Origin of the sequence: Kitasatospora sp. NBC_00240, from assembly GCF_026342405.1 — a bacterium.
In the GTDB taxonomy this organism is placed as follows: Bacteria; Actinomycetota; Actinomycetes; order Streptomycetales; family Streptomycetaceae; genus Kitasatospora.
In genome coordinates this window covers 58,375-84,140 of sequence record NZ_JAPEMU010000003.1, presented here as the reverse complement: position 1 = coordinate 84,140, position 25,766 = coordinate 58,375, and the positions used below count along the sequence as shown (strand labels likewise).

Here is a 25,766-nt window from a genome sequence, read left to right as displayed (position 1 = left end):
CACCGTCCGCCGCAGAGCCGGTGATCACCTCGCGGGCAGGCGGAAGGGGACTGTCGACCGGGCAACAGGAGCTCAGAATAGATGACCAGCTGCTGTGCCTGAGGTCTGACGGCCTCGCGCAGGCACCAGTCACGCCAGCCACTCGCCCGTCTGCTCCGTCTCCCCCCTCGGCCCAAGGGTTGCCTGACGCGTTTCAAGTCCAAGTGCCAGACGTGGTTGGGCGTTTGCCTGCCTGACACGTCTGGCATTCCCTACGATGTCTGCGGTTGCACTGGTGTGTCAGGACATCTCGGGAGGGCGCATGGGTTCCGTGGGAGCGGATGAGGCTGCTGCGGCCCCGGGGCTTCGGACCGCCGTTGACTTCTACACGGCCAAGAGCGAGCGACTGCGGCGGCGGCAGGCGGATCTGGAAGCCGAACTCGCTTCTTTGCGTGTCGAGTTGGTTAAAGCTGACAGTGCCCGGGACCAGCTCGCCGAGGCCCTCGCTGAGATCGCCGGCCGCGATGCGGGTTCCGCGCAGGACCGCGAGCCGAGTGCAACAGGTTCGGCGAAGGCAGCTCAGGATGACGAGGCCGGGCCAGCGGATCGGCCGGGCCGGCAGGCCGGCACGGACCAGGTGGCCGCCCGCCGGAAGTCACCCGTCCCCGGCGATGGCCAGGCTGCCTCAGCGGTGAAGTCCGGAGAGGTGATGCAGGCGATCCTGCAGATTCTGGCCACATCCGGGCGTCCGCTGGGCGTCAGGGATATCACCGAGGCCCTGGGCCGGCCGGTGAGTGGCGCCGAGGGCCGGGTTGTGAAGGAGACGACCCGCTCGACCTGCAAGCGGCTGGTGAAGACCGGCAGGGTCGTCGAGGGTCCGGTCGGCGTGTTCGCCATCGCCCGTCCCGAGGGCCCGCACGCGGAGGGGGCCGCCTGACGACGCGCCCTTCATAGAGGTGTTCCCCCCTCCCCTGGCAGGGAGGAGGGAACCGGCTCCGGCGGGGTTGCTCCCGGATCGGAACCTTCACGTGGCCCCATATCAAGTGGTTCACGCACCCCCGAGAGTAGAGGAAGCTCACTGGCCTCGGGGGGCGCGTGGCCTATTTCGTCGTCCCCGGGACAGCGTCGCGGGGACGGAAAGGCCGTTCACCATGCGCGATGCGCGTTCCGCCGCGGTGCGGATACAACGGCACGGCGAGGAAGTGCTCCAGGCGGGCGACGGTCGCGATGTCCGGCCAGGACCGGCCGGCCAGGAGGTCGGCGATCGCCTGCCGGTTGACGCCGGATGCGGCTGCGGTCTGACGCAGGCTCGTTCCCTGCTCGGCGAGGGCGTCGGCGAGGCGGCGGGAGACCTCCCGGACGGCTTCCGCCCCGACATCGGCGCTGGCCAGATGGGGCCAGGCTTCCGGATCCCCGGTCAGATCCCTAGGGGGGCGCACGCGGGCGCTTCCGCCGACCATGTTCACACCATCCTGTCCATTGAAGTGGATCAATCCCCGGACGGCTGCTTGACCAGCCGGTATTCGTGGAACGTGGCACTTGATCCAGACACTTCCGCGAAGATCACTCGCTACCGGCCCCGTGAGGCACCGCCGGGCTGGGACGATGTCGCACCGCTGGTGCGGTCGATCGTCGCAGCGACGGTCACGGCCGTGCCCTACGACGTCGAACGGCTTCTGCACGCCACCGCCGGCCTGGCCCTCTGGGCTGAGGCGAGCGGCCTGCCGCGTGATCCGGACCTCTGGTTGCGGGGCGAGGTCATCGACGCCTTCGTCCTGTCCCGTGTGGGTTCCCTCACCCCGAACTCGGTGAAGACCTATCGCAGCTGGCTGAGGAGGGTGCGTGACGCGCTGGCCTGGGCGGACCGGGGCGAGCCCGTCCCTCCGAAGCTGCACGCCCCAGCCAATCCCCACGACCCCTACAGCAAAGACGAGCTGGCGGGACTGCGGCACTGGGCCTCGCGGCTTCGGGGGCAGCAGCGGACCGACGCGCTCGCGTTGCTGGCGCTCGGGGCCGGTTGCGGGCTGATGCCCCGGGAGGTCGCCGCCACCAGAGGCCTGGATCTGCGGCGCCCCGGACCGGGGCATCCACTCGTCCATACCGGCATCGAGCGCTCCCCGCTGGTCGCCCGTGCCCAGTGGGAGGAGGTACTGGCCGAGCTCGCCGACCTGGCGGGCGGCCACTACCTCTTCCGGCCCCGTCGCACGACTCCCTACGCGAAGAACCTCATCGGCTCCTGGTCCCTGCTGCATCAGCCGTCCGGCGGCCTCCCTCCGGTGTCGGTCGGCAGGCTGCGGGCCGGCTGGATCGTCGAGCTGATGACCGACCGCATCGACCATGCCCTGATCGCCAGGGCGGCCGGGCTCGCCTCCGCCGCCTCCCTCGCCCGCTACCAGCACCTCGTCCCCCCACTCGACGACGCCACCGCGGTCCGGCTCCTGCGGGGCCGCTCGGCATGACCGTCCCGCGCGCCTGGCGGAACCCGGAGAAGATCAGGCACTGCCGGCCCCGGCCGGTCAGCGATGCACCCGCGCAGATAGCGGACTCCAAGGTCGGCCAGCTCGACTTCCTGCTCCACCGCTCCGGCGTCCTCGACCTCATCGACACCGAACTGGCGGGCCGTCCGGGACCGGGCGGCCTGCCGGTCCGCACCGTGCTGGTCGGCCTTCTGCTGTCCCTGCACCACCACCAGAATGCGTGCCTGGCCGATGCCTCCCGAATCCTGCTCGACCAGCTCAGCCCCACCGCCCGAGGATGGCTCCACGTCCCCGACGTCGACCGGGGCGACCCGTGGGCACGCGTCGCGTTCTCCCGTCGTCTCTCCCGTTCCTTCGACCGACTGACCACGGCCCTCGACCCCTCCCGCGCCGACCGCCGGCGAAGGCTCCCCCTCGCCGAGGCCGCCGCCCACGCCGCCGCCTGGGAGGACGACGACCCGGAACACCTTCGGCGCCGGGCCCTGCTGCAGGAGATCAGCGACCGCATGGTGCTGGTCACCGTCCGACTCGCCCAACGCCGCGGCCTCTTCAAGAGCTGGCGCGGCGACATCGGCGCCGACACCACCGCCGTCCCCGCCTGGCACCACCCGCCCAGCGACCGGCGTGACCTCGCCTCCGTCGAACTGACCGCCGGGTGGCACTTCAGCGGTGGCGCCACCGAAGGCGTCTTCGGCCACAGCGCAACCCTGCTGGTCGCCGCCAGCCGACGCCACCCCGCCGGCCACCCCCACGCCGGGGAGCGGGCCAGCAAGCACCCCCAACTCGCCCTCGGGGCCGTCCTGGACACTCCCGGCAAGCGCGTCGGGCCCAACGCCGTCCACGCTCTCACCACCTTGGCCCCGCTCGGTCTGCCCGTCGGGCTGCTGGCCGCCGACCGTGCCTACACCGACCAGAAGTCCGAGCACTTCCAGCAGCCAGCCCGCCGCCTGGGCTACCAGCTCGCCCTCGACTACAAGCAGGACCAGCGCGGCGTCCAGGGCACCCACCTCGGCGCACTCCTCATCGACGGCACCCTCGCCTGCCCCGGCATCCCGGACGCGCTCGCGAACGCGACCACCGGTCTGGAGGACAAGGCCGTCCGCGACCTCGACCAGAAGCTCGAACAGCGTCTCGCGAAGCGCGAGCCCTTCTTCCTCAAGCGCAAGCAGGGCCCCGACCAGCACGGGACCATCCGCCTGCAGTGCCCCGCCGCCGGCCCTTCCCCCTCGGTGACCTGCGCGCGCTTCAACCGCCTGCACCGGCCCGAGGCCGGCGCCCCCGCCGTCGTCGACCTCACCAACGCGCGCTCCACCGCGGCCCACCCCTCCGCCAAGCCGAGCATCCAGATCAGCCCCGCCGAGCGCCTGCGGCCAGCGAACAAGAACGAGCTGCCGAGGATCTGCCGCAAGCCGACGATCACCGTCCACCCCGGTGACCTGGGGAAACTCGACAAGTTCCGTCAGGATCGCCACTACCTCAGCCCTGACTGGCGCGACGCCTACAAGCCCATCCGGGCGCACAACGAGGGCCTGAACGGCCGGGCCAAGGGCCACCGCATCGATATCGCCGACCCCAAGAAGCGCCTCGCCCACGGCCGCGTCGCCCAGAGCCTCCTGCTCGCCCTGATGATCCTCATGATCAACCTGCAGATCCTGCACGACTGGACCCGCACCAGCAGCGCCGAACCCATCGAGGCCGGCCGGGGTCAGGACTACGACGGGCTCACGCCCATCCCGCTCACCACCAACGGACTTCCCCCACCCCCAGGCTGACGAGACGTCCACCCGTGTCCTGAAGAGTCCGAGCCCCGGTCGCCGTTGGTCACTGGCCCAGCGGCAGCCCCGGCCTGCCTCCCGCACCTCGGACCACCCCCGAACCGCCGCCGCAGACCACCGAATGCCACACGCCAGGGCCTGCCGGGTTCGGTCACCGCCTCGAACAAGCCCGCACAACGCAGAGATCCCGCCCGATCACATGGATCGGACGGGATCTCGTCAACCATTCCCGAGCTAACTCGTGAACAGTCGCGGTAAGAAGGGGAGGTGACTCAAGGCCAACCGGTTGGACGGCATCGGCGCCCCCGCGACCCCGACGATCCGCTCCCCATGCACGAGCAAGATCCCCGAGGGCTCGCCGGCCAGGCGGTTAGCACCGGCCGGGACATCGCCGACATCGGGCTTCTCGTCCGGCCGGGCGCGCCTGCAAACGCACCGACCTACCTGTACCGCAACGTCTACACGCCCGCAGGTGACGTACGTCGGACCGTCGTCCGCCTGGATCCCTGGGTGGACCTGCCCGGCACCTCGACGCTTGACTGGCCCGGCTGACGGCGCCGCCAGTCGGCGACCACGGTCCGGTGGTCCGCCCTGGTGCGGACCCGGCGCCACTGCCCAGTGGCTGGTCCGGCCGCGGCATTGTCAGTGCCACCGGTCGCAATCTGATGGCAAGTCATCACCTAGTGTGAGAGGGCACAGTTCTGGCCCCGCGTGCTGCGCTGGTCCCGCTTCCGGGAACCGGCGGGGCGGCCCGTTGCCGGTCAGCCCCGGACGATCCGATCGATGACGGCTGCGGCCCGCTCCGGGTTTTCCCCCAGCCACCTGCCGAGATGGTCTTTGACGGCTTGCTTGACGCAGGCGCGCACTGCGGCGTTACCCAGCCATTCGCGTGTGGAGCCCTCGAACTCGGGCTGGTCCACCTTCACCGACACGACCGCTGTCAGACCCACGCCGATCCGATCGGCGACAAGGTCGGAGTCCGTCGCGGGCAGCAGCCGCCGTGCCCGTGCATACTCGATGACCGAGGCCGCCACTCCGTCGCGGAAGCCACGCTCGTGTGTACCGCCGATGGTGGGCCGACTGTTGGCGAAGCTCTGGATCCGCTCTTCACCGGAGCCACGCCAACGGAAGGCCACCTCCACTGTCCCCGCCATCCGCGGGTCCTCGCACTCGAAGCCAATGGTGTCAGGGGAGGTGGGTGTCGCAGCCTGGGCGTCGAGGAAGGCGACGAAGTCCCGCGCCCCTCCAGGGAACCGGAACCGCTCCGCCCGGGAGTCGCCCGGATAGCGCTGGTCGGTCAGAGAGATTTCCAAGCCCCGGTTCAGCAAGGCCAGTTCCCTGAATCGGTCCGCCAGCCCGTCGAATGAGTACTCGGCAGTTCCGAAGATGTCAGCGTCGCGCCAGAAGGTGATGGTGGTCCCGCTTCCGGTCGACGGTCCCGCCTCGGTGAGCGGGGTGACGGCCACGCCGCGCGTGTACTCCTGGACCCAGCGCGCCCCCGCGCGCTGTACCTCGGCCGTCATCCGGCTCGACAGGGCATTGACGACGCAAGGCCCCACACCACAGAAACCGGCCGTCACGTCGTGCCGGTCGCTGCGGCCTGCCCCGGCGCCCATGCGGGTCAGCAGGGTTTCGAGGCCGGGGCCGCCGACGTCTCCGGCCTCGTCGATGGGAACGCCCGGGCCGTCGTCGGCGACGCACACGCCGCCGTCTGGCGTGAGAGTGATGTCGACGCGGCTGGCGTTGCCGGTCAGGACCTCGTTGACGGCTCGGTCGGCGATCTCGAACACCATGTGGCGCAGGCCGCGTTCGCTGGTCGAGCCGATGTACATGCCGGGCCGCTTTCGAACGGCGTCCAACCCCTCCAGCACCTGGATGTGGCTGGCGTCGTACCTGACGGCTTCCTTGCTCACGATGTCCCCTCCGAAGGTGTCCAGCAGAGCTCTCCAGCTTAGGCAAATCTCGGGAAAACACCAGGTCAGGACGTGTTTGCCAAGAGGGTGGACGGGCGTGAGAGCGCCTGTCCGAAGGCGGTCTACCTTCGGGGTCGCGAACCGCTGCCAAAGCACCGCCTCGGGCCCGGCAAGGCCGCGTACGATGCCTCTCCCAGCGCCCCTGAGGTCCCCAATTTCAGTACTTTGACGGCCGGCCCGGAACACCCTGTCCGTCTGCTTCACACCGAGCTGATCCGGCCCCTACCGAGCACCTACCCGGCCAGGCCCAGAGACGGACCAGGTCAACTGAGACGACATCAGGAATCCGCGCGTCCGGGACCACATCGACTGAGATTTCCGGTGCTGCGGCGTCTTAACTCTTGTGGTCGCCGCAGGTCAGAGCCATCACCAGGGACCAGATCATATGAGACGGGACAGCCCCCGCACCATCCGCTAATCACTCGTCCGGCTCCTCGGCCGCGTCGCCGATGGCCACACGGAGATCGTGCATGTTCCGAAGGATCTCGATGACGGACGTCTCCGCCCGTCCGAGGGAGAGCCGGACACCTTCCATGTCTCCGTCCTGGAAGTGCAGGTGAGCGCTGAAGGTGTCGGCAGCGGCGGCAATGGCCATGGCTGATGCCGCGCGGCTGGGGGGAGTCTCATCCTCTTCGAGCCCCATCAGCTGCACCCCGGTGCGCTGCAACCGGTTGACCAGCACGTTGCTCGACAGGCGAGAGTCGGGCCCCGCCTGATCGACCCAGCCGATCAGGACTTCGCCTTCGTCTGCCTCGTGGTCGCTCCCCAACCGAGTCGCAGCGGTGATCTCCAGCTCCACCTGGGCCAGCAAGACGCCAAGCAACCGCCGGCGGTCGTCCTCCTGCGGCCCCTCCGGCCACAGCTCGGGGTCGAGCACCAGCTCGCTTCCCATCGCTACCAAGGCGGCGTAGATCTGGTCAGCACCCACAGGGTGCTCGCTGCTGATGCTCACACACCCCAGTTTCACGGCACCCGAGCACGAGCACACGGACCCACGCCCGAAGCATCCAAGGCGCGGCCGTTGCTGCCACACGTCTGGTCGCAGTGCCTCACGCCTCATGTTCCTGGATGACGCCGAGATATCCGTGCGGCAGACCCGGTTCCGGGTCCTGTCGCTCAACACGCCTTCTCTGAACTACCAGGTACTGGGCTGCGGACAGGAGCCGGCAGTGTCTCCGTGCCCCGGTGGCACTGCACTGATCTGTCGTCATATTTGCGGCTATGTTTGGCTGGACCGCCGTACCGCTCGAACGGAGACAGCATGTACTGGACCCTGGAACTGGCCAGCCACCTGGATGACGCCCCATGGTCTGCGACGAAGGACGAACTCGTCGACTACGCCACCCGAACGGGGGCGCCGGTAGAGGTCATAGAGAACCTGCAGGCACTTGAGGATGACGGTGACCCCTACGAGTCGATGGAAGAGATCTGGCCTGACTACCCCACGAAGGACGATGTCTTCCACAACAGGGACGAGTACTGACGGCCTCGCCCAGCACCGGTTGGATCAGGAGCTGGGCCTCCTGATGTCGGTCGTGGGTCGGCCGGCTCCGCCAGCTGGCGGAGCCGGTTCGCCGTCGAAGTCGCGGTGAGAGTCCTCCACGTGCCTTCTCTGAACTAATAGGGCAAACGCCCCTCCCCGCGGCTCTCAGGTCGATGCAGCCGCAGTAGCTCCTCCAACTTCTTGAGGCTCTGGGTCCAGCCTTCCTCGTGTAGAGCGCGACGCCGCTCAGTGGCAAAGTCGCCCTGGGTGAAGACCAGCCCGGACGACGAACCACCGGCATCGCGGAGGGACAGCGTCACCACCGTTTCCCGGTCCTCTGGATCGGGATCCTCCCATCGGAAGGTGTAGGACAAGCGCTCCGGAGGGGCGACCTCAAGGAATTCCCCTGCCAGGTAGAACAGATTGCCTTCCGGGGGCTGCATAGCGATTCGGTAGCTACCTCCTGGCCGAAGGTCGCTTTCCACACTCGGAATGGCAAATCCGTCAGGGCCCCACCACCTGGCCAGGCCCTGCGGTTCGGTCAAGGATCGGAATACGACCGAGCACGGTGCGGGTAGGACGCGCTCCATATGCAACCTAAGGCCACCCTCGTGTGCCATGACGCACCTCCTCCAACCGAATGCGTCGAGATGACCACCCCCTGACGGCGTCAGAAGCTGGTATGGCTCCCACCGGTCACCAGTCTCGTACAGTTTGCCGATCTCGGGCAGCACGAAGCTCGACAGATCCCTCCCGGGACCGTTTGGCTCAGGCACCCCGGGAAGTTGACAGACATGGTGCCTGACCTGTGAAAACGCGTAGGTTAGTTCAGTCAACAAGCCTGCGACCATCTCGGGACCCCAGATAACGGGAGCCTTCGCTCTGGGCTTGAGGCCGCGGCCGTGGCGAGGGCCAGCAGCCCGATGTGGATCGAGCCCCGGTGATGCACTGGGGTGCCTCCCGAGGGCCGCGGCCGAGCTCCTCGGGGAGCCTGACCGTTAGCGCTGCGACGGAAAGCGCTCGAGCAGCCGCTCGCGCTGACGCGGCCCGAGGCCCTTCACGCGGCGGCTCTCGGAGATCTCCAGCTCAGCCAGGAGCTTGTCGGCGCGGACCTTGCCGACACCCGGCAGGGATTCCAGGAGGCGCTTCACCGGCGTCTTACCGATGACGCTGTCCGTCCTTTCCAGAAGCTCCCGCAGCGAAAGCTGCTCGTTCTTCAGGGCGGCGAGGACGTCGCTGCGCTCGCGGCGGGCAGCCATGGCCTTGTTCAGCGCGTCCGTACGCGCGTGGGCAGTCAGTACGGGCAAAGTCATGAAGATCCCCATCGTCGAGCGGTCGAAGCCCCCATCATGACCATGCTTCATGCTGCTTGACCAGGACTTTTGCCGGACCGAGCGCTTCCGGCGGCACCGTCCCCTCGCGGCCATCACCCGGCGCACTACGGCAACGGGAGCGCCAAACGTTCGGCCAGACCTTCCCGGACCTCCGCCGGAATCGTCATCGGCGGGTCGTACCGGTTCACGGTGCCGTCCCACTGGATGGTGGCACCGGCCCGCACGATGAGGCTCCCGTCCTCCAGCTCATCCTCGCTGACAGGCCGCATCCTCACGTACCCGGGGCCGGCCTGCTCCGGCCGGTCGACGTACCAGCCGTACGGGCGCAGCCAGTCGGCCAGACCCGCGGTCTCGGCCGGGTCGCTCGAAAGAGTGAAGGTGACCTCGCGGACCTCGTCCAGGTACTCCACTCCCGAGGTCGGGTGGATCCTGACCCAGTGGTCGTCGCCGTCACGGAGGACCAAGAGGAAGAGGCCGGTGAAACCCACGATGGTGCCCGCTGCGCCGGTCGCCACGATTCGTCGGCCGGGGTCGGCTGGCACGCCGTAGTGCGACCGGACGTAGGCACCGCTGCGGGGATCGTCGTAGTCCACGGGAGAGGCTCCAGAAGTGGGTGAAGTGTTGGCCGCGCGAGGCCTCAGCGTACGGCTCGGTACCGGCGGTGAGCTGCTTGATGCGCTTTCACCGAGGCGTTGGATCTGTTCGCGGAACCCGCGGCGCCATGCACCTCTCAGCCGGCTTCCCCGTTTCGGTGACGGTGACGTGGGCGGGATCACCAGAGCTGCTCCTCGTGGTGGTCAGGCATCGGGGCGCCGGGCATTCCAGGGGGCACCGCGGAGGCGAGCATCGTGTTCCAGGTCGCATAGGAACTGGCGAGGTTGAGCAGCAGCAGTGCGGCAGCGTGGGCGTCGTAGCCCGCGCGGTGGCGGTGGCCGGGGATTGCGGCGAGGTCCAGCCCCGCGAACTCCACAAGCGCGTCCAGGCTGTACCGCGGTGCCGCGGGATAGGTTGCTCGGGCGAGCCGGAGGGTGTCGAGCACACCGGCTGGCCGCCAGCCGGGGAGGTGCCTCAGCAGGACGTTGTAGTCCACCGACGCGTTGTGCGCGGCGATCCAGACGCCGTCGAGATCGGCGCGCACACGGGGCGCGACCTCGTCCCAGGACGGGCAGTTCTGTACATGCCGGTCGGTGAGGCCGTGGACGCGGCTTGCGAAGGGGGTGATCGGGTGCGCGGGGCGGACGAGCACGGACCTCGCAGAGGCCAGCATCGGCCTGCCGTCCACCACGGGAACGGCCGCGAGTTCCACCAGATCCGGTGGGGTCGCCCCGTTCCCCTCCACATCGACGACATACAGACGCGGCCAGGTCCGGAAGTCCATGGTGAAGCTCCCTGTGGTGCCGGTGCGGCCTGCCGGTGACAGCGAGGCCTCGCCGGCGGTAGCTGATGGTTCGCTGGTGGTTCTGAACTCCGCCGTGCTGCATCGGAACATGCCGGAGCTCCTCCTGCAGGCACATCGACGATGATGCCGTGTCAGCTGCCTTCCCGACGCCGGTTGCGCAAGCGCGGGTCGGTGCCGAGAGTCGCCCTGCGGTGCGCAGCTGGGCCCGGCCAAGACGTTAACCCGATGCCTGTGGACGCGGACTCCGCAAACCAGGGCGCCGAAGCCGTCGGCACCCGTCCCGAGCCGACAAACCCGTGCGAGGAGCACCGCTTCCCTGCCAGGCTGACCCGAGGCAACCGGCAGGGGAGACGAACCGACGATGGCAGTGAAGCCGCCCACTTCCGCGCAGCACCGGCACGTGCAGTGGAAGACCGTCGACCAGGCCCTCGCGGGCTTCTCCACCGACTCGCTGCTCGAGCTGCTCCGTGCTGCGCTGGATTCCCCCGGCTGTGCCCGCTTTCACGATCACCTGCTGCTGCTGTGGACCCGCGTCGCGCGTGGCCCAGGCCGGGCCGGAGCCCTGGCCACGGCCGGTGACCTGCCCGCGCTGATGCAGGCGGCACTTCACGCCGCCCCCGGGCGCGGCGTGATGACCGACCGGGAGCCGAACGACCCGCGTGCCCAGGTCCGAATCGCGGTCGGCGGGGCGCGCTGGCGCGTGCACCCGGGCGACCTCGACCACCCGCTGACTTTTCTGCGCTCCCTCAGCACCACCGCCGAGGCCGTCGACGACCGGCTGCTGGAGAAGGCCGGCTTCACCCTCACCGACGTCCTCACGCTCGTCCTGCGGTACACCGATCACACCATCGGGCTCCTGGCCCCGTCCTGGCCTGCCCTGGACGAGTCCGCGGAGATCTCCTGCCAGGTGACCGATGCCGAGGCCAACGCCGCTGGCGCTGTGGCCCGCCTCGACCTCGAGGCGTTCGTCGCTGCGGGGCCGGAGCCCGAGCGCACCACCCGGGCACTGGAGTACCTCACCGCCGACATCCGGACCCTGCCGCTGCGCTACGCGCCGGACCCCCCACTGCTCGGACCGGTCCTGGCCGTGGCCGCTCACGGTCGGAGGATTCCCGTGCCGGCCTCCGTCGCGCTCGACACCCTCGCAGCCGTGACCACCGACCTGGTCGGCGCCGTCGCCGAGGAGCCAGGGCTGGACGAGCGTCTCCAGGAGCTCACCGTCGACCGCGTCGCTGAGCTGCTGGGGCTGGACCGCGTGCCCCGGCACCCGGACCCGGTCTGCCTCCTCGGCGCACCGTCCCACCGCCTGGAGATCGCGGTCGTCAGTGCCCTGGCCGACCGGGCGCTGGCTCGGCGGATCGAGGACGGCCGCGCCGCCCTCGCCGGGGCCGAGGGAGCGGCGCGGCCGGGCCGGCTGGTGGTCTACGGCGGTCCGCGGGTGCTCGGGCGGGAGGTCATCACCGACGCGGTGTACCTGCACGTCGAAGAGCTGGCCGAGATCCTCGCCGACGCCCAGGGCGACCTGGCCGACGTTGCGCTGTTCATCCTGGAGCTGACCGAGCACCCGGGCGTGGACGCGGTCGCCTACCAGGAGCCGCTTGATGCGTGGTCCCTCTGGCGGCGGGAGGCCACGCTGCTGCCACCCGGCCCGCCGGACGGAGGCGTGGCCGTGGTTCCGCCGTACGGCCGTGACCTGTCCTGGGAGAGGGCGGCGGCCTGGGGGAGCGTCGACGCGGTCCTGGCTGGAGTCGGCCTGCCCCCGTCCCTGGAGTGGAGGACCGCCCGCCTGATCGAGCATGACGACGCGTCGGTCCGCCAGGGCGACCTGTTCCAGCCCGGGCACGACGGCGTGGGACCCCTGGCTGCATACGTCACCACCAGCCCGCCGCTCGTCATCGTCGCGAGCCCGGGCGGGCACGACACCGCCGTGCTGGACGTCGCCTCCTTCGCCTCGCTGGCCGACGCCGTCCGCGCGACCATCACCGACCTCCCGCCGGTGGCCGCGCACTTCACCCTGCCCAGCGGCGACGCGTGGCTCGTCCACGTCACCGAGACCGCCGAAGCACACCAGCGCACCGGGACCGGCGACGCCGCCGAGTCCGAACACGGCCTGCTGCTGCGCGTCGCCCTTGATCCGGACGGGCCCCGCATCAGCATCGACCTCGACCCGCCGTTCCTCAGCCGCTTCGGCGACGACGGCCACCAGATCCTCGGCCGGCTGCTGCACCGCTGCGCCACACAGGTCCGCGAGACCCGCGGCGCCTCACCCGGCACCGACGAGAGCGCGTTCACCGCGGCCTGGAACGCCGCCCACCCCGTGCTGGCCCTGCACGCCGTGCACGACTTCCACCCCGTCAGCGCGCCCACCTACACCCTGGCCCGCTCGCGCCACGTGCACGCCCGGGTTCTGCGCACCACGGCCGCCGCAGTCTGCCGCGCCCGCGTGAGCACCGGAACCTTCCACGGCCCCGATGCGTGCCGCCGCGGCGGCCCCGCCGAGCAGCTGCTCACCGTCCTGGAACAGGAACTCGCCAGCCAGGTCCGCCAGTACGACCCGTCGCTGACGACCGAGCTGGCGCGGCAGTTGAACGCGGCCTGGAGCACCCGTACGCGAGGCCGTCTGGAGGCGGTCCGGAACCTTGCCGCGCCGTGGGCCGAGAACTGGACCGAGGAGGCCGGCCGGCGGCAGGCCGACGGCGCCCTGGCCACGACCGCCCTGCAGCTCCTGCTGCAGCACGCCATCGCCGCCCCGCCCGCCGGCGATGTTCCCGTCGACATCCTTGCCCTCGCCGAGCTCGTCGCCCTTGCCGAACTCGTGCTGCACACCGGGATCACGGCCGTCGCCGGCAGCCGCCGACTCCACGATCTGCACCTCGAGATCCACCCCTCCGGGGTCTTCAGCCTCGAAGACACCACCGATCCGTCTCATTCCGGCGCCGCAGACACCGCGCTCCAGCACATGGGCTTCGACCGCGATGCCTTCCACGATGCCCGTGAGCAGCAGTTCATCACCGCGGCGAGCACTGCCCGGGACGAGCTGCTCGACCCCGCGATTCTGTTCACCCCCGAGCGGCGGAGCACCCCGGCCGCGTTCACCCCGCTGCGGCCGCCGACGGGAAGCCACCTGGCCGCAGCCGACCGGCTCCTGCAGCAGCACTGGGGCTGCGGCCTGGAGGCGCTGGCCGCAGTTCTCGCCACCGCCGTCGACTGGCCCACCGCCCCGAACGGCCTTGCCGTCACCACCGAGGCGGACCTGGTCCGGGAAGCCGCCGCCTGGTCCGAGCTGCCACCGGCGGACCTGAGCGCCGCAGCCAACCGGCTGCTTCTGCACGCGGGCAACGCCGCCGACGACCGTGCCCAGGCCTACACCGAGGTCGAGCGGCGGACCAGATTCGCGACGCACCCGCTGATCTCCCTCGAGGGTCAGATCCTCATCCTGCCCTGGCTCGTCGACAGTGCCCAGCAGGTCTACGCCGGCTACCTCACCGACTCCCGGCTGCCCCACCCTGACCTGCCGCCGGCCGTCCGCCAGGCGCTGGAACGGCACCGTCAGCACCTCAACGACGAGCTGGAGACCGAGGTGCGGGCCGTCGCCGAGCAGGCCGGGCTGCCCCACCGGTTCCGACTGGAGGCCAAGCCGGCCCGGGCACTTGGCATCCCGGACCTGCCGGGTGAGATCGATCTCCTCGTTGCCGACCCCGGCACCGGCCGGCTGTGGGTGATCGAGGCCAAGAACCCCCACGGAGCCGTAGCGCCGCACAACCTCCTGACTCACCTTCAGAGATTCACCGAGACCTACGTCGGCAAGCTGCTCGCCAAGGCGGCCGTCATCGCAGCCCACACCGATGCGGCCGCCCGGGCCTGCGGGATCCAGTCCGACCAGGTCTGGCGGGTCATCCCTCTGATGGTCACCCGCGCCATCGAGCCGGCAGCGTTCCTCGCCGACCCGAAGGTGCCGTTCGCCATCGCCGACGACCTGTCGCGGGTCCTGGCTCGTCCGGACGACCTGGCGGCCGGGTGGATCGGCCACGCCGCGTCGCAGCCGTAGCCGCATCGGTGGGCCGTTGAGGATAGGCCTGGCCGGTGTGGGGCGGGCCCACGCCAGCCGGTGTCCGCGCCTCCCGGTCCGCTCGCGCAGCCGCGGTACGCCTCCGCGGCGGTTCAGTTTGAGTTCGGCCGCGATCGGTTCGGGTCAGCACGGCCTGCCGGGGGCCGTCCGCGCACGTCAGGCAGGGCATCATCCGTTGAGGCGGGGGGAGATGCCCCTCTGTCCGAGTCGGGCCTGGCGGCCCTGGAGGGATCTGGTTCGGACCTTCAGTGGCGTACGTCCGAGGAGAGTAGGGCCCGCAGGTCGTCCACGCCCGCCCGGCTGTGGGAGACCAGGTGGAGGGCGACCGCTGCGACCTGTGGCCAGTGCCGATCGACCAGCTTGTCCACCCGTGTGTAGATCGAGGCGACCTCCACGTGGTCCCAACCATCCGGCACGTCTTCGGGACGCCCCGTCCCGTAGGTGAACAGGATCGGCCGCTCGGCCTGGACCGCTCTCAGTTGCACCTGGTCGCCGACGCCGGCGACCACATCGTTGAGAAACGCGGTGACCGGGGTCAGCAGTCCGTTCTCGAATAGCCAACGGTGTGCGGCCCGGACGCCGGCGACGTAGAAGGCCAGAACGGTGTCGAGTTCCGTCGCGTCGAACGGGCCGACCGACACGTGCCCTGACTCGCCGTACGTGCCGGCCGGGGTGGACGTCGGAGCTGGGCTGGCATCGAGGACGGCCGCCGTCACTGGCAGGCCCAGGATCATGCCGATGACGGCGTGTCCGGCCTCATGATGTGCGTTGCGCAACCGGAGGTGCTCCGGATCCAGGCCACCCGTCATCGTGGCGGTGTCCAGCATCCCGCCCCTGAATGGGCTTGGGTACTGTGTGAAGGCCTCAAGGCCGTTGAGTTGCACTTGCTGCCACATGAACTCTCCAAGGGGGGCCTGCGCTACGGCCGTGGACAGGTGAGGCCGGGGATGTGATGTCGTGCCCTGGTGGCAACGATCACGGTGATTCGGCGAGCGGCTGAGCATTCGGCAGACCACCCAACGTGGCGGTAAGCGCCGCCACCGCGTGGAGCGCGGCCGGGGGTGCTCGGTAGCCGCTCTTGCTGAACCATCGGCCACCGACGTGCTCTGGCAACGTTCGCTCTGCTGGGATCATGGACGGGCATGGCCGCTTCCCGCCTCGGCCACCGGCTGCGGACGATCACCGGCGGGGCTTGAGCGGGATCAGCCGTGCTGCTTCTCCGTCACGCAGGAGGTCGTCGGGCTCGGCGGCAGGGTCGCTGCCGTCGCGGGCGGGCGCCAGCGTGATCTGGAAGTCGCGGAGGGCCGCCCGGATGCGCTCGGGAAGCTGCGCGTAGTCGGCTGTCTCGCCGGGGTCGACGTAGAGGCGCAGGCGCGCCTCGCGGGGTGTGTCCATACCAGTCACGGAGATGTCTACCGCACTGTCGAGGCCCGCCTCCAGCAGCGCCTTGCGAGCGACGTCGTGAAGCGCGACCGCCGCGACGTACTGGAGCACCTGGTCCCGCCCGAAGGCGGGCGCCGCCTGCCTGGCGATCTCTTTGGCCGAAGTCCCGCTCCGGGCTTCGCGGGTGATCGCGTCGACCAGTGCCCGCTTCGCCCCCAGGAAATTCGCTCGCTCCGCCCTGATCTCGCTGGTGTCCATGCAGGCATCATACGTACTGAATTCAGTCCGGTCTAGATTCAGACCAGCAGTAACGTCAGTCCAATGCCCCATGCGAACCCGATCGGCCATCACCTGGACCATCGTCACTTGCGTGCCTCCCGAAGGCCTGAGGGAGCGATTGGATCGCCCGCGCTCGGCCCGGGGTGCGGACACTCCCGAACTACGAGGCGCTGCCTGCCTCCCAGCAGCAGAGTCAGGGGGGCGGCTCCGGACGCACTGGCCACCAACCTCAAGGCCTCGGCACCGCAACGACAAGCCGCTGCAACTCGCATTCGCAGGACACAGGTAGCGATCGTGGACCAGCGGGCTGCGCCTCACGAGATCGGCATGACGCGGGTGAGCGGACCGTTTTGGCGCGTCCGGGCGTTCGACTCGGCGGGAGCACGGAACAATGGCAGGCATTGTGTCGGCCCGGTCCTTTGCATGGAGTTCTTCTTGGTGGTCCAGCAGCCCGCCCGCCAGCCGGTTCTCCCCACCCAGCCGCCGAACCAGGCTGACGCTCCCCGCCAACCCCGGAGTACCGCCCTGTCCGGCCGCCATGACGGTCACCTGATCGCACCCCGACCCCCGCTCGACCGAGCCGGTCAGGACCTCGATCTCGGGGGGCTCGGGAGCGAGGAGTTCTACACCTTCCTGAAAGCCGCCTGCCTGAGCGCAGAGCCCGGTCCCGAGCCGGCGGAAGCAGCATCACGGGCGGACACCGACCGCCTCGGTGTCCGAGACCTGCGGCTGCTCCTGTTCCTCACCGGTGACACGCCGCACTGGCGACGGGCCCGGCAGGCCGCGCTCGACCAGGCAGTCCGCACACCCCCGCTCGTCCCGGGCATCGTCGCCGCGCACGCCCAGGTCGAGATGTGGCCACCGCCCGCCGTACAGGAAGCCGTCGCCGGCTCCGGCAAGCAGCAAGCCTTCCTCGCCCAGGCAACGCTCGGCCTGCCCGGCGAGGAGACCAGCGGCGCCGTCCACCGCGCCGCCACCCCGCGTGAGGCACGCCAACGCGCACTGCTCAGTCTCCTGGCGGAGCTCGCCGACCTTCCGGACCCGGGCCGCGCGAGCGCCGTTGCTCCGTCCGGCCAGTTCACCGCCGCCGGCCGGACCAAGGACGCGCCGGCCCCCCGCATGGGCGCAGAGGCCTTCCAGGCTCTCCTCCAGAGCCGCGTCGCCGCCCCGGAGCCGGATGCAGCGCTGGAGCGGGAGATCCTGCGACGCTGCGAACGGGAGCAGCTGAAGAAGGGCGACATCCACCGCATCCTGCTCACCACCGGCTCGCCGGGCTGGGCCGAGGTGCGGGAAGCGGTCATGCGCCTTGTCGCCCGGCAGCCTGGTACGGCCGCCGCCGTCCTCGCCCACGCGGGCGACCCGGACGCGGGCCCGTGGCTCCGCTACGACGAGGGCGTGCGAGAGGAGAGCGGCGGGTCCGTGCTCGTCTGCACCGCTGAACTTCAGGCCCCCGACGCCGGGACGGTACGAGGCGCCGAGCAGAGCGCCAGATCGAAGAAGGACGGCCGCCACCGCGCGGCATGCAGCCTCCTGGCGCACCTCGCCGGAACACGCGCACCGCAGTTTCCCCCGGTCGACCCGTCGCCCACCATCGGGGCACCCGGTGTCCCTCAACTGCGCGACGGGAAGAACCCGTTGAGCATCCTGAACGAGTACGCGCAGGTCGGCGGGATCACCAAGCCGGTCTACACCGTCACCGTCGAACCGCTTCCCGGCCGGGCGATCGGCACAGAGTTCGTCTGCACCGTCACGTGCGACCTGAACGGCAACCCGCTCACCGCCACCGGCAGGGCATCCTCCAAGCCCGACGCCCGCACCCGCGCCGCGCAGAGCATGGTGGACCTGCTCCGCCGGACCACCGCCACACCGGATCCGGCCGCACCAGCCACCTCGCCCACGCCGGGCACCCGGCCTCCCGCACCGGCCGCAACACCCGCGACCGAGCAACCGCCCGCGCCGCCCTCGCCAGAACAGTCCCGCCCCGCCGCCCCCGCTCAGCGCGCCCTGCCGCACTTCACCCCACCGGCCCCGGACCGCCACCCCGCGGACTGGATCACGCGCGCCGCCGCCGAAGCGCGGCTGCGCCAGCAGCTCGCCACCGGCACCGCACTCCTCTACCTGCCGTCCGCCGACGCCAGCGGACACCTCCTCGCCTACCGGCCGGACGGCGAACCGCTACCGGACGCCGACCTTCCCGCGCCGCTCGCCAACAGCAGCGCGGAACTGGCCCTGGGCACCGACGTCGGTGTCCGACGGGCACACGTGCACGGCTGGGCGGTCCCCGTGGCCACGGCCGTACCGCTGCTCCTGGACCTCGACCAGACGAGCCCCGCCGTCCACCCCTCCACGCTGGCCTGGGCCCGCGTCGCACGCCTGGGACTGCAGATCGTCGCCGCCCGTCTCGTGTACCCCTCGGTCAGCACCGCCGGCCACGACCGCTGGCGCGCCGGCCCGATGACACCGCGCCTGGCCCAGGCACTCGACGACCTCGCCGCCGCCATGCCCCCACACGCCCACTGCCTCCTGTCCGGCCACACCCCACTGCGCATCACCGGCGCCCGCCCACTGGTGTCCGCGTTCCTCGACGACCTCGCCAACTCCTACCTCAAGACCCCCGGCGCCGCAGCCCTGGTCGGCGACCTGCCCTACGCGAGCACCACCCCGCGCGACGCCGGACACCTGCACGCATGGGCAGACTCCATCGAACAACGCCTGGACCCCTTCCCCGAACCACACCTCGTCCTGCACATCAAGGCGCCGTCCACCGACCACGGCACTCCGACACTGCGCGCCTCACTCGCACTGCGCATCGCAACCGACACCGAAGAGAAGGACATCCCCGCAGCCAACGCCTGGGCCGACCCCGCGACCGCTGGCCTCGACCCCGGCGCGACTGCTCGCGTCCAACGCGTGCTGCGCCGCGCCGCACGGATCTGCCCCTCCCTGGCGCCACTGGCCCGCCAGGAACAGCCGGTGGGCCTCGACCTGACCGGCCCCCAGGCCGTTCAGCTCCTCGGCCCCGCCACCCAGGAACTCGAACGCGCCGGCATCACGATCCACTGGCCCGCGCAGCTGGTGTCCGCCCTCGCCACCCACACCGTGGTGGGCCGGTCGACGACCGCCGACCGGCAGCTCGGCCTCACCGAGCTCCTTGACTTCCGCTGGCGGATCGCCCTCGACGGAAGCCCGCTGACCGAAGCCGAGATGGACACCCTCGCGGAAGCGGCCCGCCCCCTGGTGCGCCTGCGCGAGCAGTGGGTCCTCGTCGACCCACAGACCGCCCTGCGCGCCGGAGACCGCACCCTGAAGGACCTGAGCGGCGTCGAAGCTCTCACCGCCGCGCTGACCGGCACGATCACCGTGGACGGCGAGGAGTTCGTGTGCGAGGCCGGCGCGGGCCTCACCTCCGTCATCTCCGCCCTGCGCACCGGAGACACCAGCACCGACCCCATTCCCGTACCTTCCGTGCTGAACGCGACGCTCCGCGACTACCAGCACCGGGCACTGACGTGGCTGGCCCGCACGACCAGCCTCGGATTCGGCGCCTGCCTCGCCGACGACATGGGCCTGGGCAAGACCTTGACCGCGATCGCGTTCATCCTCCACCGCCACACCGCCGGATCCACCGGCCCCACCCTGGTCGTCTGCCCGTCGTCCCTCGTCACGGCATGGGCCCGCGAGATCGCCCGCTTCGCACCCGGCATCCCGGTCGTGGTCTACCACGGCGCCGGCCGCACCCTCACCCATCTGCCCGACGACGCCATCGTCATCACCACCTACGGCATCCTCCGCAGCAGCCCCGCCGCCCTCCTCGACCAGCCCTGGAGCGCCGTCCTCGCGGACGAGGCCCAGAACGTCAAGAACCACCGCTCCGCCGCGGCCCGCCGCCTGCGCGAACTCACCACCCGCACCCGCGTCGCCATCACCGGTACCCCGATCGAGAACAACCTCACCGAACTGTGGGCCATCCTCGACTGGGCCAACCCCGGCCTGCTCGGAACACTGACCGCCTTCCGCGAGCGCTACGCCCGCGCCGCCGAACGCGACACCGCCAGCCAGGAGGCCCAGCGCCTCGCACGGCTCATCAGCCCGTTCATGCTCCGCCGCCTCAAGTCCGACCCGGGTATTGCCCCCGAGCTTCCCGCCAAGGTCCACAGCCCGCGCATCGTCCAGCTGACCACCGAACAGGCGGCCCTGTATGAGGCGGTCGTGCGAGAGGCCATGGCCGGAATCGCCGGGACCTCCGGCATCAACCGCCGCGGCCTGGTCCTCAAGCTCCTCCAGAGCGTCAAGCAGATCTGCAACAGTCCCGCCCACTACCTCAAGGACACCCCCGAGAGCGTACGGGCGGACCCCGGCTCCCTGGCCGCCCGGTCCGCGAAAGTCGAGGCGCTTGACGAGCTGCTGGCCGCCATCACTGACAGCGGCGAGGCGGTGCTGGTCTTCACCAGCTATGTCACCATGGGCCACCTCCTGCAGGCCTACCTGGAAGCACGCGGCGTCCCCGTGCAGTTCCTGCACGGCAAGACCACCCGCCGCCGACGTCAGGAGATCGTCGACACGTTCCAGGCAGGCCGCACCCCGGTGCTGATCCTCTCCGTCAAGGCAGCCGGAACAGGCCTCACCCTCACCCGCGCCACCCACGTGATCCACTACGACCGGCCGTGGAACCCCGCCGTCGAGGACCAGGCCACCGACCGCGCCCACCGCATCGGCCAGCACCTGACGGTCCAGGTGCACGCACTCGTCACGGAGGGAACCGTCGAGGACCGGATCACCGCCCTCCTCGAGCACAAGCGCGCCCTCAACGAAGCTGTCCTGGCCGGCGGCGAGCAGGCCCTGACCGAGCTCGACGACCGTGACCTGTCCGACCTCGTATCCCTCGGAAGCAGCCGATGACCGCCACCCGCCGCCGCACCAACCTGAGCCCCTGGGCCGACCAGTGGAAGCGGGCCCTCACCGAGGCGGCCGACGACCCCAACCGGCTCGGGGCCGGCGCCAAGCTCGCCCGCGACGGAGCCGTCGGCCAGATCTCCACCGCACCGCTGACCGTCACCGCACAGGTCGTCGGCATCAACGGGACAAGCCATCGGGCCACCATCTCCACCACCACGCTCAGCGAAGCACAGTGGGACGCCGTCACCAGCGCCATCGCCGCCCACCCCGAGCACCGAGCCGCCGTCCTGTCGGGCCACCTCCACCGTCAACTTGCCGACCCGGCGCACATCGCCGGCATTCGCCTCGTCCCCGCCGCAACGGAAATCACCTTCCGTTGCACCTGCCGCAACACCCCCACTGTGTGCCAGCACAGCGCCGCGCTCGGCCACGCCCTCACTCCGCGCATCGCCGCCAACCCCAGCGTCTTCCTCGTGCTGCGCGGCCTCTCCATGAGCCGCCTGACCACGAGGCTGACCGCCGCCGTCATCCTTCCGGAGCAGCGCACGACAGCCCGCGCCGGCGAACCGCGCCCAGCGACGCTGCCCACTGAGGTACGGGCCGACCACGCCTACCAACTCTGGCGCACCCACACCCAGCCCCTGCCCCAACCCGGCACATACCCCACGGCCGGCGGCCACCCGGTCCTGGACCAGCTCCGCGACGAACCACCCGCCCCAGCGCCACCACTGGAGCACCTCAGGCTCCTGACTGCCTCAGCCGCCCACCACGCCACCGCCCTGCTGAACGGGCAAACCAACACCGCAACCGGCGTCGACGCACTCGGCGACGCCATCCGTCTGCTCGCAACGACCACTGGCCTGCCCTACCTCGAGGACGCCGCCACCCACCTGGGCCGGACCCCGGAGGAACTGCGCCTGCTGCTCGCCGCCTATCGCCTGGGCGGTATCCCAGCCGTCCACGCTGCGGCAGCTTCCGGCCCGGCCGACCCGGACGTCGTCGCCGCTGCCGAGCAACGCATCCAGCCGCTGCGCCCAGGTGCGCCGGGACCACTGACGTGCGACAGGAATCGGATCACGGATATGGGTGCCGGGCTGCAGGTGCGACTCGGTCCTGACGGCCGTTGGTATCCGTTCGCCGCTTCCGGCGGGGACTGGCGCCCGGCCGCTGGGCATTCAGCCGACCCGGCGGCGGCGTTCACCGCTGCTCGGCGCGCCCGCCTCGCCCGGCCCGGCGGAAGCTGACCCCTCGCACCTCTCGGATTGCGCCTGGTGGCGTGTCAGCCGCTGCGGGTCCCCGGCTGGTACGGGCTTCTAGGCGGGCGGCGTGAAGTCCCGAACCTTCCGCAGAGAGCCCTTCGGCCCCCAGGCTACGGACTTCTTGGCGACCCTGGGGGAGCTGGCAACCAACCGGTTCCACGGCACGGTCGGATAGTCGAGCCGCGCCTGTGCGAGCGCCTGATCGTCGAGCATCCAGGGTGAATTGGCACAAATCTCGTAAGCCGGTCCAGGCGTATCGACACTGCCGTCCTGGTAGCGGACGAGCACCCGGTAGACCCGCATCGGGCGACGATACTCCGCCGTGTCGACTGGCTCGAACACCAGCTTGGCGCGCTTAACGACTGCCTCCGGATGAGCTTCGAGGAAGGACGCGAGCTGGTCGCGGCTGATGAACGACTTCCACTCTCCCCACAGCCGGGGGCGGGCGAGAAACAGTTCGTCCGGTACTCGGGCGGTGTCGTGAGTCATGAGCTACTCCTTCGTCTGATGAGCTGGGGCTGTCGAACGTAAAGCGGGCGCATGGCCGGTTCCGTGGCTCCGGGGCGGCCGTGCCTTGGATCTCGATCGTGGATCGGTTGCGCCACTGCACCCAAGGCGTTTGACGCAAGGCCCAGCCGGGTGGCCCTCGCCGCCACAACGGCGCCCTATGGCAGTCTACATTGGCAAATAGCCTTACGAAATAGCGGGGAGCGCCGGCGCCCGGCACCCCGAAAACTGGGTAGCGGCTGCATGTCACACGCAGGCGCGTTCCGACACCTCTATTGGGGTCCACATTCACCACCCAACGGAGGCCACACCCGTGAACCCCACACCGCTCACTACGACACCGCCCAGAAGCCCAGAGCTCCGCACTGCCATCCGAGACCTGATCGGCAGCGGCGAGCAACTCGGCCCCGGCACCCCACCCGACCGCCTGGCGCGATGGCGTGCGGCCGCCTTCCTGCTACTCCGATCGATCTGCCCACCGGACGACTACGCCTGGCAGATCCTGCGGCCCGACGCGCAGTGGCCGCCACTGCCCGATCCGGAAGCCTCGGAACGGGCCTTCGTCGAGGGCTGGGCGATCACTCTCGGAGTGCTCGACAGCCTGAACAGCCGCCTGCCGGCACCTCCAGCCGCGCCGGCTCCTCCTGCCATGCCAATGCCCACGCTCGTCAAGCTCGCAGCCGTTCGCATAGCGCACCAACCCGCCCGCTACGAACCAGAGTTCCGCAAGGACCGGGACCCCCTGGAGGACCTCGCGGCGGACAGGCCCGTGATCCGGCTCCTGGGACAGGTCGACCTGCTTGGAACAGCCGTCGCATGCCCGGACGGCGCCTGGCGGCGCCGGCAGCTGGAAGCGGGCGCAGCATGGATACACCTCCATCCGCTGGGGGACTACCGGAGTCTCGACCTTGCCCTCCAGCCGAACACGAGGATCAACAACAGGACCCGTGACAAGGCGTTGGGCCTCCTACGTGAGTGGGTCGGGGCGGCGAACTTCCCAGAGGCAGAGAAGGAGAACGGGTATGCCTTCGCCCCGACAGTCACGAGCGACTGGGAAGTGTTCCAGGCCCTGCACCAGGCAGCCCTCGAGCCCGGTGCGGACAGCGATGCCCTCCTTCAGCGGTCCCTCGAGCTGGTCCAAGGGCCGCCCTGCACCCTCCGGGACCGTCGCCACGAATCGGCCCCGTGGGTGGAACCGCATGCGCGGCGGATGACGGAGGAGATCCTTGACGTCGCCCTCCACCTCTACCTCCTCCGTCTGGAGCGCGAGGACCTGGCCGGGGCAGCGTGGGCGGCAGGCCGGGTCATGCTCTTCGCACCCGCGCCCGAACGCCACCAACTCGGCCTGGCTCTGGGGCGTCTCGCAGCCGGCGACCGCGGCGCCGGCCGGGAGGCCCACTCCACGCTGCTTGCGCTGCGCGGATCCGCCACCACCGACTATCCAGAGATCATCTGCTGCCTGCTTGTCCAGCCGACCAGCACGGCTACGTCCGAGACGGCCCTCTCCGCCGAAACCCAAGGCGGTGCTGCGGAGAGCGTTGTCACACGCCCCGAAATCCGCCTGCTGGGGCCTGTTGAGGTGGTTGGAGCGAACGGCACGGTCGAACGGAAGCGCCTTCGCCGCCTCACTGAGTATGCGAGCTGGCTTCATCTCCACCCTGGCTCCGACTACCTGACGCTCGACCAGGCGCTGTGGCCGCACCAGAGCACCACCGCCACAACCCGGAACGTCATGACCAGCCGCCTGCGGGCATGGATGGGCGCTCAGCACTTCCCCGAGGCCACCAAGGAGCGCGGCTACGCCTTCGCCGACACGGTCACAAGCGACTGGGCCAAGTTCCAGCAGCACTACGAGGTCGGCCGGCTGGCGCCCGACACAGCCGAGGGACAGCGGGCCCTGGAGCAGGCTCTCGAGCTCGTCCGAGGCCGTCCGTTCGGCGAGCAAGCCGACTTGTACTGGTGGGCAGATCGGTTCGTGGACGCGATGACGACCTCGATCGTCGATGCAGCTCGCCTGCTCGTTCAGTCCCGACTCGCTGCGGGCGACACGACCGGTGCGCTGTGGGCGGCAGGCCGGGGCCTTCTGGCCGCGCCCGAGAGCGAGCATGCCCGGCTCAGGTCCTTCACCTCATCGTTCGCAGATTCCGCCGTGGCTGCGCGGATCGCTGGCGAGGACCTCGAGACGCTCCACACTGGGCTTCGTCGGCCTCGGAGTCCCTGGTTCAAGCCGACACAGAGCCTCGAACCACCATTCTGATCACAGCACAGGGCCGGCCCCGGGCTTCTTGCCCGGGGCTGGCCCTGTGCTGTGAACCTTCGTGGCCGCGGTCCGCAGCCGGACTACCTCACATGCACGCTGCCGGGGATCTCAGCAGCCGTGCGACATTAGAACCTTCCGGGTCTGATCATCAGCGGGGGTCAGGTGGTGTACTCCGCCCCTCTTCGCATGGCTGAGGGTGATCGCCGGAACAGCTGGGTCCAGTGGGGTAACGACCATCCGATCACCCCTGCTGTCGTCGTAGGTCACCTGGGAGGTGCTCGGGAAAGCATCTCGGCTTGCGTACGGAGTATCGCCCAGGCACCGGCCGGCACCGCCGAGCTCCCGGTCGTAGCGCCTCATCTGATCGGGGAACACGTACGCGGACACCTGCGGCACCCCCACCACCACAGCGACGATCACTGCGGTCACCATCCCGATGTACGACCACTTCACCCCGTAGCGCGAGAAGACGAGCCGCGAGATGCCATAGCCGGCCAGGGCCATGGCTAGAGCAGACACGGAGATCACCGCGAAGGCAACGGGCCGGTGATCATGGAAAAGCTGTGAGTCGATGGCGACCGAGGGCACAGCCAGGATGCCGGCCATGCCACACCCGAATCCGAGGCCTGCCGCTACGTTCTGCTCAGACGCTGCAGCGCCTCTGAGCTGTGTTCGCGAGCTGGCCATTCGCAA

Annotated in this window: 20 protein-coding genes; 9 read left to right on the top strand and 11 right to left on the bottom strand. The window is 70.2% G+C overall.

Annotation, left to right across the window (positions count from 1 at the left end; translation table 11 throughout):
- The first annotated feature begins 301 nt into the window (after window positions 1-301).
- Window positions 302-916, top strand: a complete 615-nt coding sequence (locus OG689_RS41955; RefSeq protein ID WP_266321574.1) for a hypothetical protein — start codon at window positions 302-304, stop codon at window positions 914-916.
- A 163-nt stretch (window positions 917-1,079) separates the two neighbouring features.
- On the opposite strand, the gene OG689_RS41950 is transcribed toward OG689_RS41955, so the two are convergent.
- On the bottom strand, window positions 1,080-1,439 hold the full coding sequence (locus OG689_RS41950; protein ID WP_266327239.1) for a helix-turn-helix transcriptional regulator: 360 nt from the start codon (window positions 1,437-1,439) through the stop codon (window positions 1,080-1,082).
- 72 nt (window positions 1,440-1,511) lie between these two features.
- Between OG689_RS41950 and OG689_RS41945 the strand changes: the two genes are divergently transcribed.
- From OG689_RS41945 to OG689_RS41935, 3 genes are all read left to right on the top strand, one after another.
- Window positions 1,512-2,438 carry a hypothetical protein gene (locus OG689_RS41945; protein WP_266321576.1) on the top strand — a complete coding sequence of 309 codons (927 nt, stop codon included), beginning with the start codon at window positions 1,512-1,514 and terminating at the stop codon, window positions 2,436-2,438.
- Window positions 2,435-4,228, top strand: coding sequence for a hypothetical protein (locus OG689_RS41940; RefSeq protein ID WP_266321577.1), 1,794 nt, complete (start codon window positions 2,435-2,437; stop codon window positions 4,226-4,228). Before OG689_RS41945 ends, OG689_RS41940 begins: the two co-directional genes overlap by 4 nt.
- A 333-nt stretch (window positions 4,229-4,561) precedes the next feature.
- Window positions 4,562-4,783 (top strand): hypothetical protein, encoded by a 222-nt coding sequence (locus OG689_RS41935; protein ID WP_266328531.1) that lies wholly within the window; start codon window positions 4,562-4,564, stop codon window positions 4,781-4,783.
- 209 nt (window positions 4,784-4,992) lie between these two features.
- On the opposite strand, the gene OG689_RS41930 is transcribed toward OG689_RS41935, so the two are convergent.
- Window positions 4,993-6,144: an ATP-binding protein gene (locus tag OG689_RS41930; protein ID WP_266328529.1), complete on the bottom strand. Its 1,152-nt coding sequence runs from the start codon at window positions 6,142-6,144 to the stop codon at window positions 4,993-4,995.
- A 478-nt stretch (window positions 6,145-6,622) separates the two neighbouring features.
- Window positions 6,623-7,156, bottom strand: coding sequence for a hypothetical protein (locus tag OG689_RS41925; protein WP_266328527.1), 534 nt, complete (start codon window positions 7,154-7,156; stop codon window positions 6,623-6,625).
- A gap of 309 nt (window positions 7,157-7,465) precedes the next feature.
- Here OG689_RS41925 and OG689_RS41920 point away from each other — a divergent pair, with 309 nt between their 5' ends.
- The gene (locus tag OG689_RS41920) at window positions 7,466-7,687 is read left to right on the top strand and encodes a DUF2795 domain-containing protein (RefSeq protein ID WP_266328525.1); all 222 of its coding nucleotides are present in this window, start codon (window positions 7,466-7,468) and stop codon (window positions 7,685-7,687) included.
- Window positions 7,688-7,821: 134 nt separating this feature from the next.
- Here OG689_RS41920 and OG689_RS41915 read toward each other — a convergent pair whose 3' ends face one another.
- From OG689_RS41915 to OG689_RS41900, 4 genes are all read right to left on the bottom strand, one after another.
- Window positions 7,822-8,277, bottom strand: coding sequence for an SRPBCC domain-containing protein (locus OG689_RS41915; RefSeq protein WP_266328897.1), 456 nt, complete (start codon window positions 8,275-8,277; stop codon window positions 7,822-7,824).
- 408 nt (window positions 8,278-8,685) lie between these two features.
- Window positions 8,686-9,000, bottom strand: coding sequence for an integration host factor, actinobacterial type (gene mihF, locus OG689_RS41910; RefSeq protein WP_266328895.1), 315 nt, complete (start codon window positions 8,998-9,000; stop codon window positions 8,686-8,688).
- A gap of 125 nt (window positions 9,001-9,125) precedes the next feature.
- Complete coding sequence (locus OG689_RS41905; RefSeq protein WP_266328523.1) at window positions 9,126-9,614, bottom strand: hypothetical protein; 489 nt, start codon at window positions 9,612-9,614, stop codon at window positions 9,126-9,128.
- Between the two features lie 179 nt (window positions 9,615-9,793).
- Window positions 9,794-10,510: a 3'-5' exonuclease gene (locus OG689_RS41900; RefSeq protein ID WP_266328521.1), complete on the bottom strand. Its 717-nt coding sequence runs from the start codon at window positions 10,508-10,510 to the stop codon at window positions 9,794-9,796.
- Between the two features lie 271 nt (window positions 10,511-10,781).
- Between OG689_RS41900 and OG689_RS41895 the strand changes: the two genes are divergently transcribed.
- Window positions 10,782-14,468, top strand: coding sequence for a hypothetical protein (locus tag OG689_RS41895; protein ID WP_266328519.1), 3,687 nt, complete (start codon window positions 10,782-10,784; stop codon window positions 14,466-14,468).
- A gap of 266 nt (window positions 14,469-14,734) precedes the next feature.
- Here OG689_RS41895 and OG689_RS41890 read toward each other — a convergent pair whose 3' ends face one another.
- Both OG689_RS41890 and OG689_RS41885 read right to left on the bottom strand, forming a co-directional pair.
- Complete coding sequence (locus OG689_RS41890; protein ID WP_266328517.1) at window positions 14,735-15,385, bottom strand: hypothetical protein; 651 nt, start codon at window positions 15,383-15,385, stop codon at window positions 14,735-14,737.
- A gap of 283 nt (window positions 15,386-15,668) precedes the next feature.
- Entirely contained in the window at window positions 15,669-16,130 is a 462-nt protein-coding gene (locus OG689_RS41885) for a hypothetical protein (RefSeq protein ID WP_266328515.1), read from the bottom strand.
- A 444-nt stretch (window positions 16,131-16,574) separates the two neighbouring features.
- On the opposite strand from OG689_RS41885, the gene OG689_RS41880 reads away from it, so the two are divergent.
- Window positions 16,575-21,050 carry an SNF2-related protein gene (locus OG689_RS41880; protein ID WP_266328513.1) on the top strand — a complete coding sequence of 1,492 codons (4,476 nt, stop codon included), beginning with the start codon at window positions 16,575-16,577 and terminating at the stop codon, window positions 21,048-21,050.
- Window positions 21,047-22,291, top strand: a complete 1,245-nt coding sequence (locus tag OG689_RS41875) for a hypothetical protein (RefSeq protein WP_266328511.1) — start codon at window positions 21,047-21,049, stop codon at window positions 22,289-22,291. The genes OG689_RS41880 and OG689_RS41875 overlap by 4 nt, the downstream gene beginning before the upstream one ends.
- A gap of 69 nt (window positions 22,292-22,360) precedes the next feature.
- Here OG689_RS41875 and OG689_RS41870 read toward each other — a convergent pair whose 3' ends face one another.
- Window positions 22,361-22,795, bottom strand: coding sequence for a hypothetical protein (locus OG689_RS41870; RefSeq protein WP_266328510.1), 435 nt, complete (start codon window positions 22,793-22,795; stop codon window positions 22,361-22,363).
- Between the two features lie 331 nt (window positions 22,796-23,126).
- Here OG689_RS41870 and OG689_RS41865 point away from each other — a divergent pair, with 331 nt between their 5' ends.
- Window positions 23,127-25,070: a bacterial transcriptional activator domain-containing protein gene (locus OG689_RS41865; RefSeq protein WP_266328508.1), complete on the top strand. Its 1,944-nt coding sequence runs from the start codon at window positions 23,127-23,129 to the stop codon at window positions 25,068-25,070.
- 111 nt (window positions 25,071-25,181) lie between these two features.
- Here the strand turns inward: OG689_RS41865 and OG689_RS41860 are convergent, their stop codons facing one another.
- Window positions 25,182-25,679 (bottom strand): hypothetical protein, encoded by a 498-nt coding sequence (locus OG689_RS41860; protein WP_266328506.1) that lies wholly within the window; start codon window positions 25,677-25,679, stop codon window positions 25,182-25,184.
- Window positions 25,680-25,766: the final 87 nt, after the last annotated feature.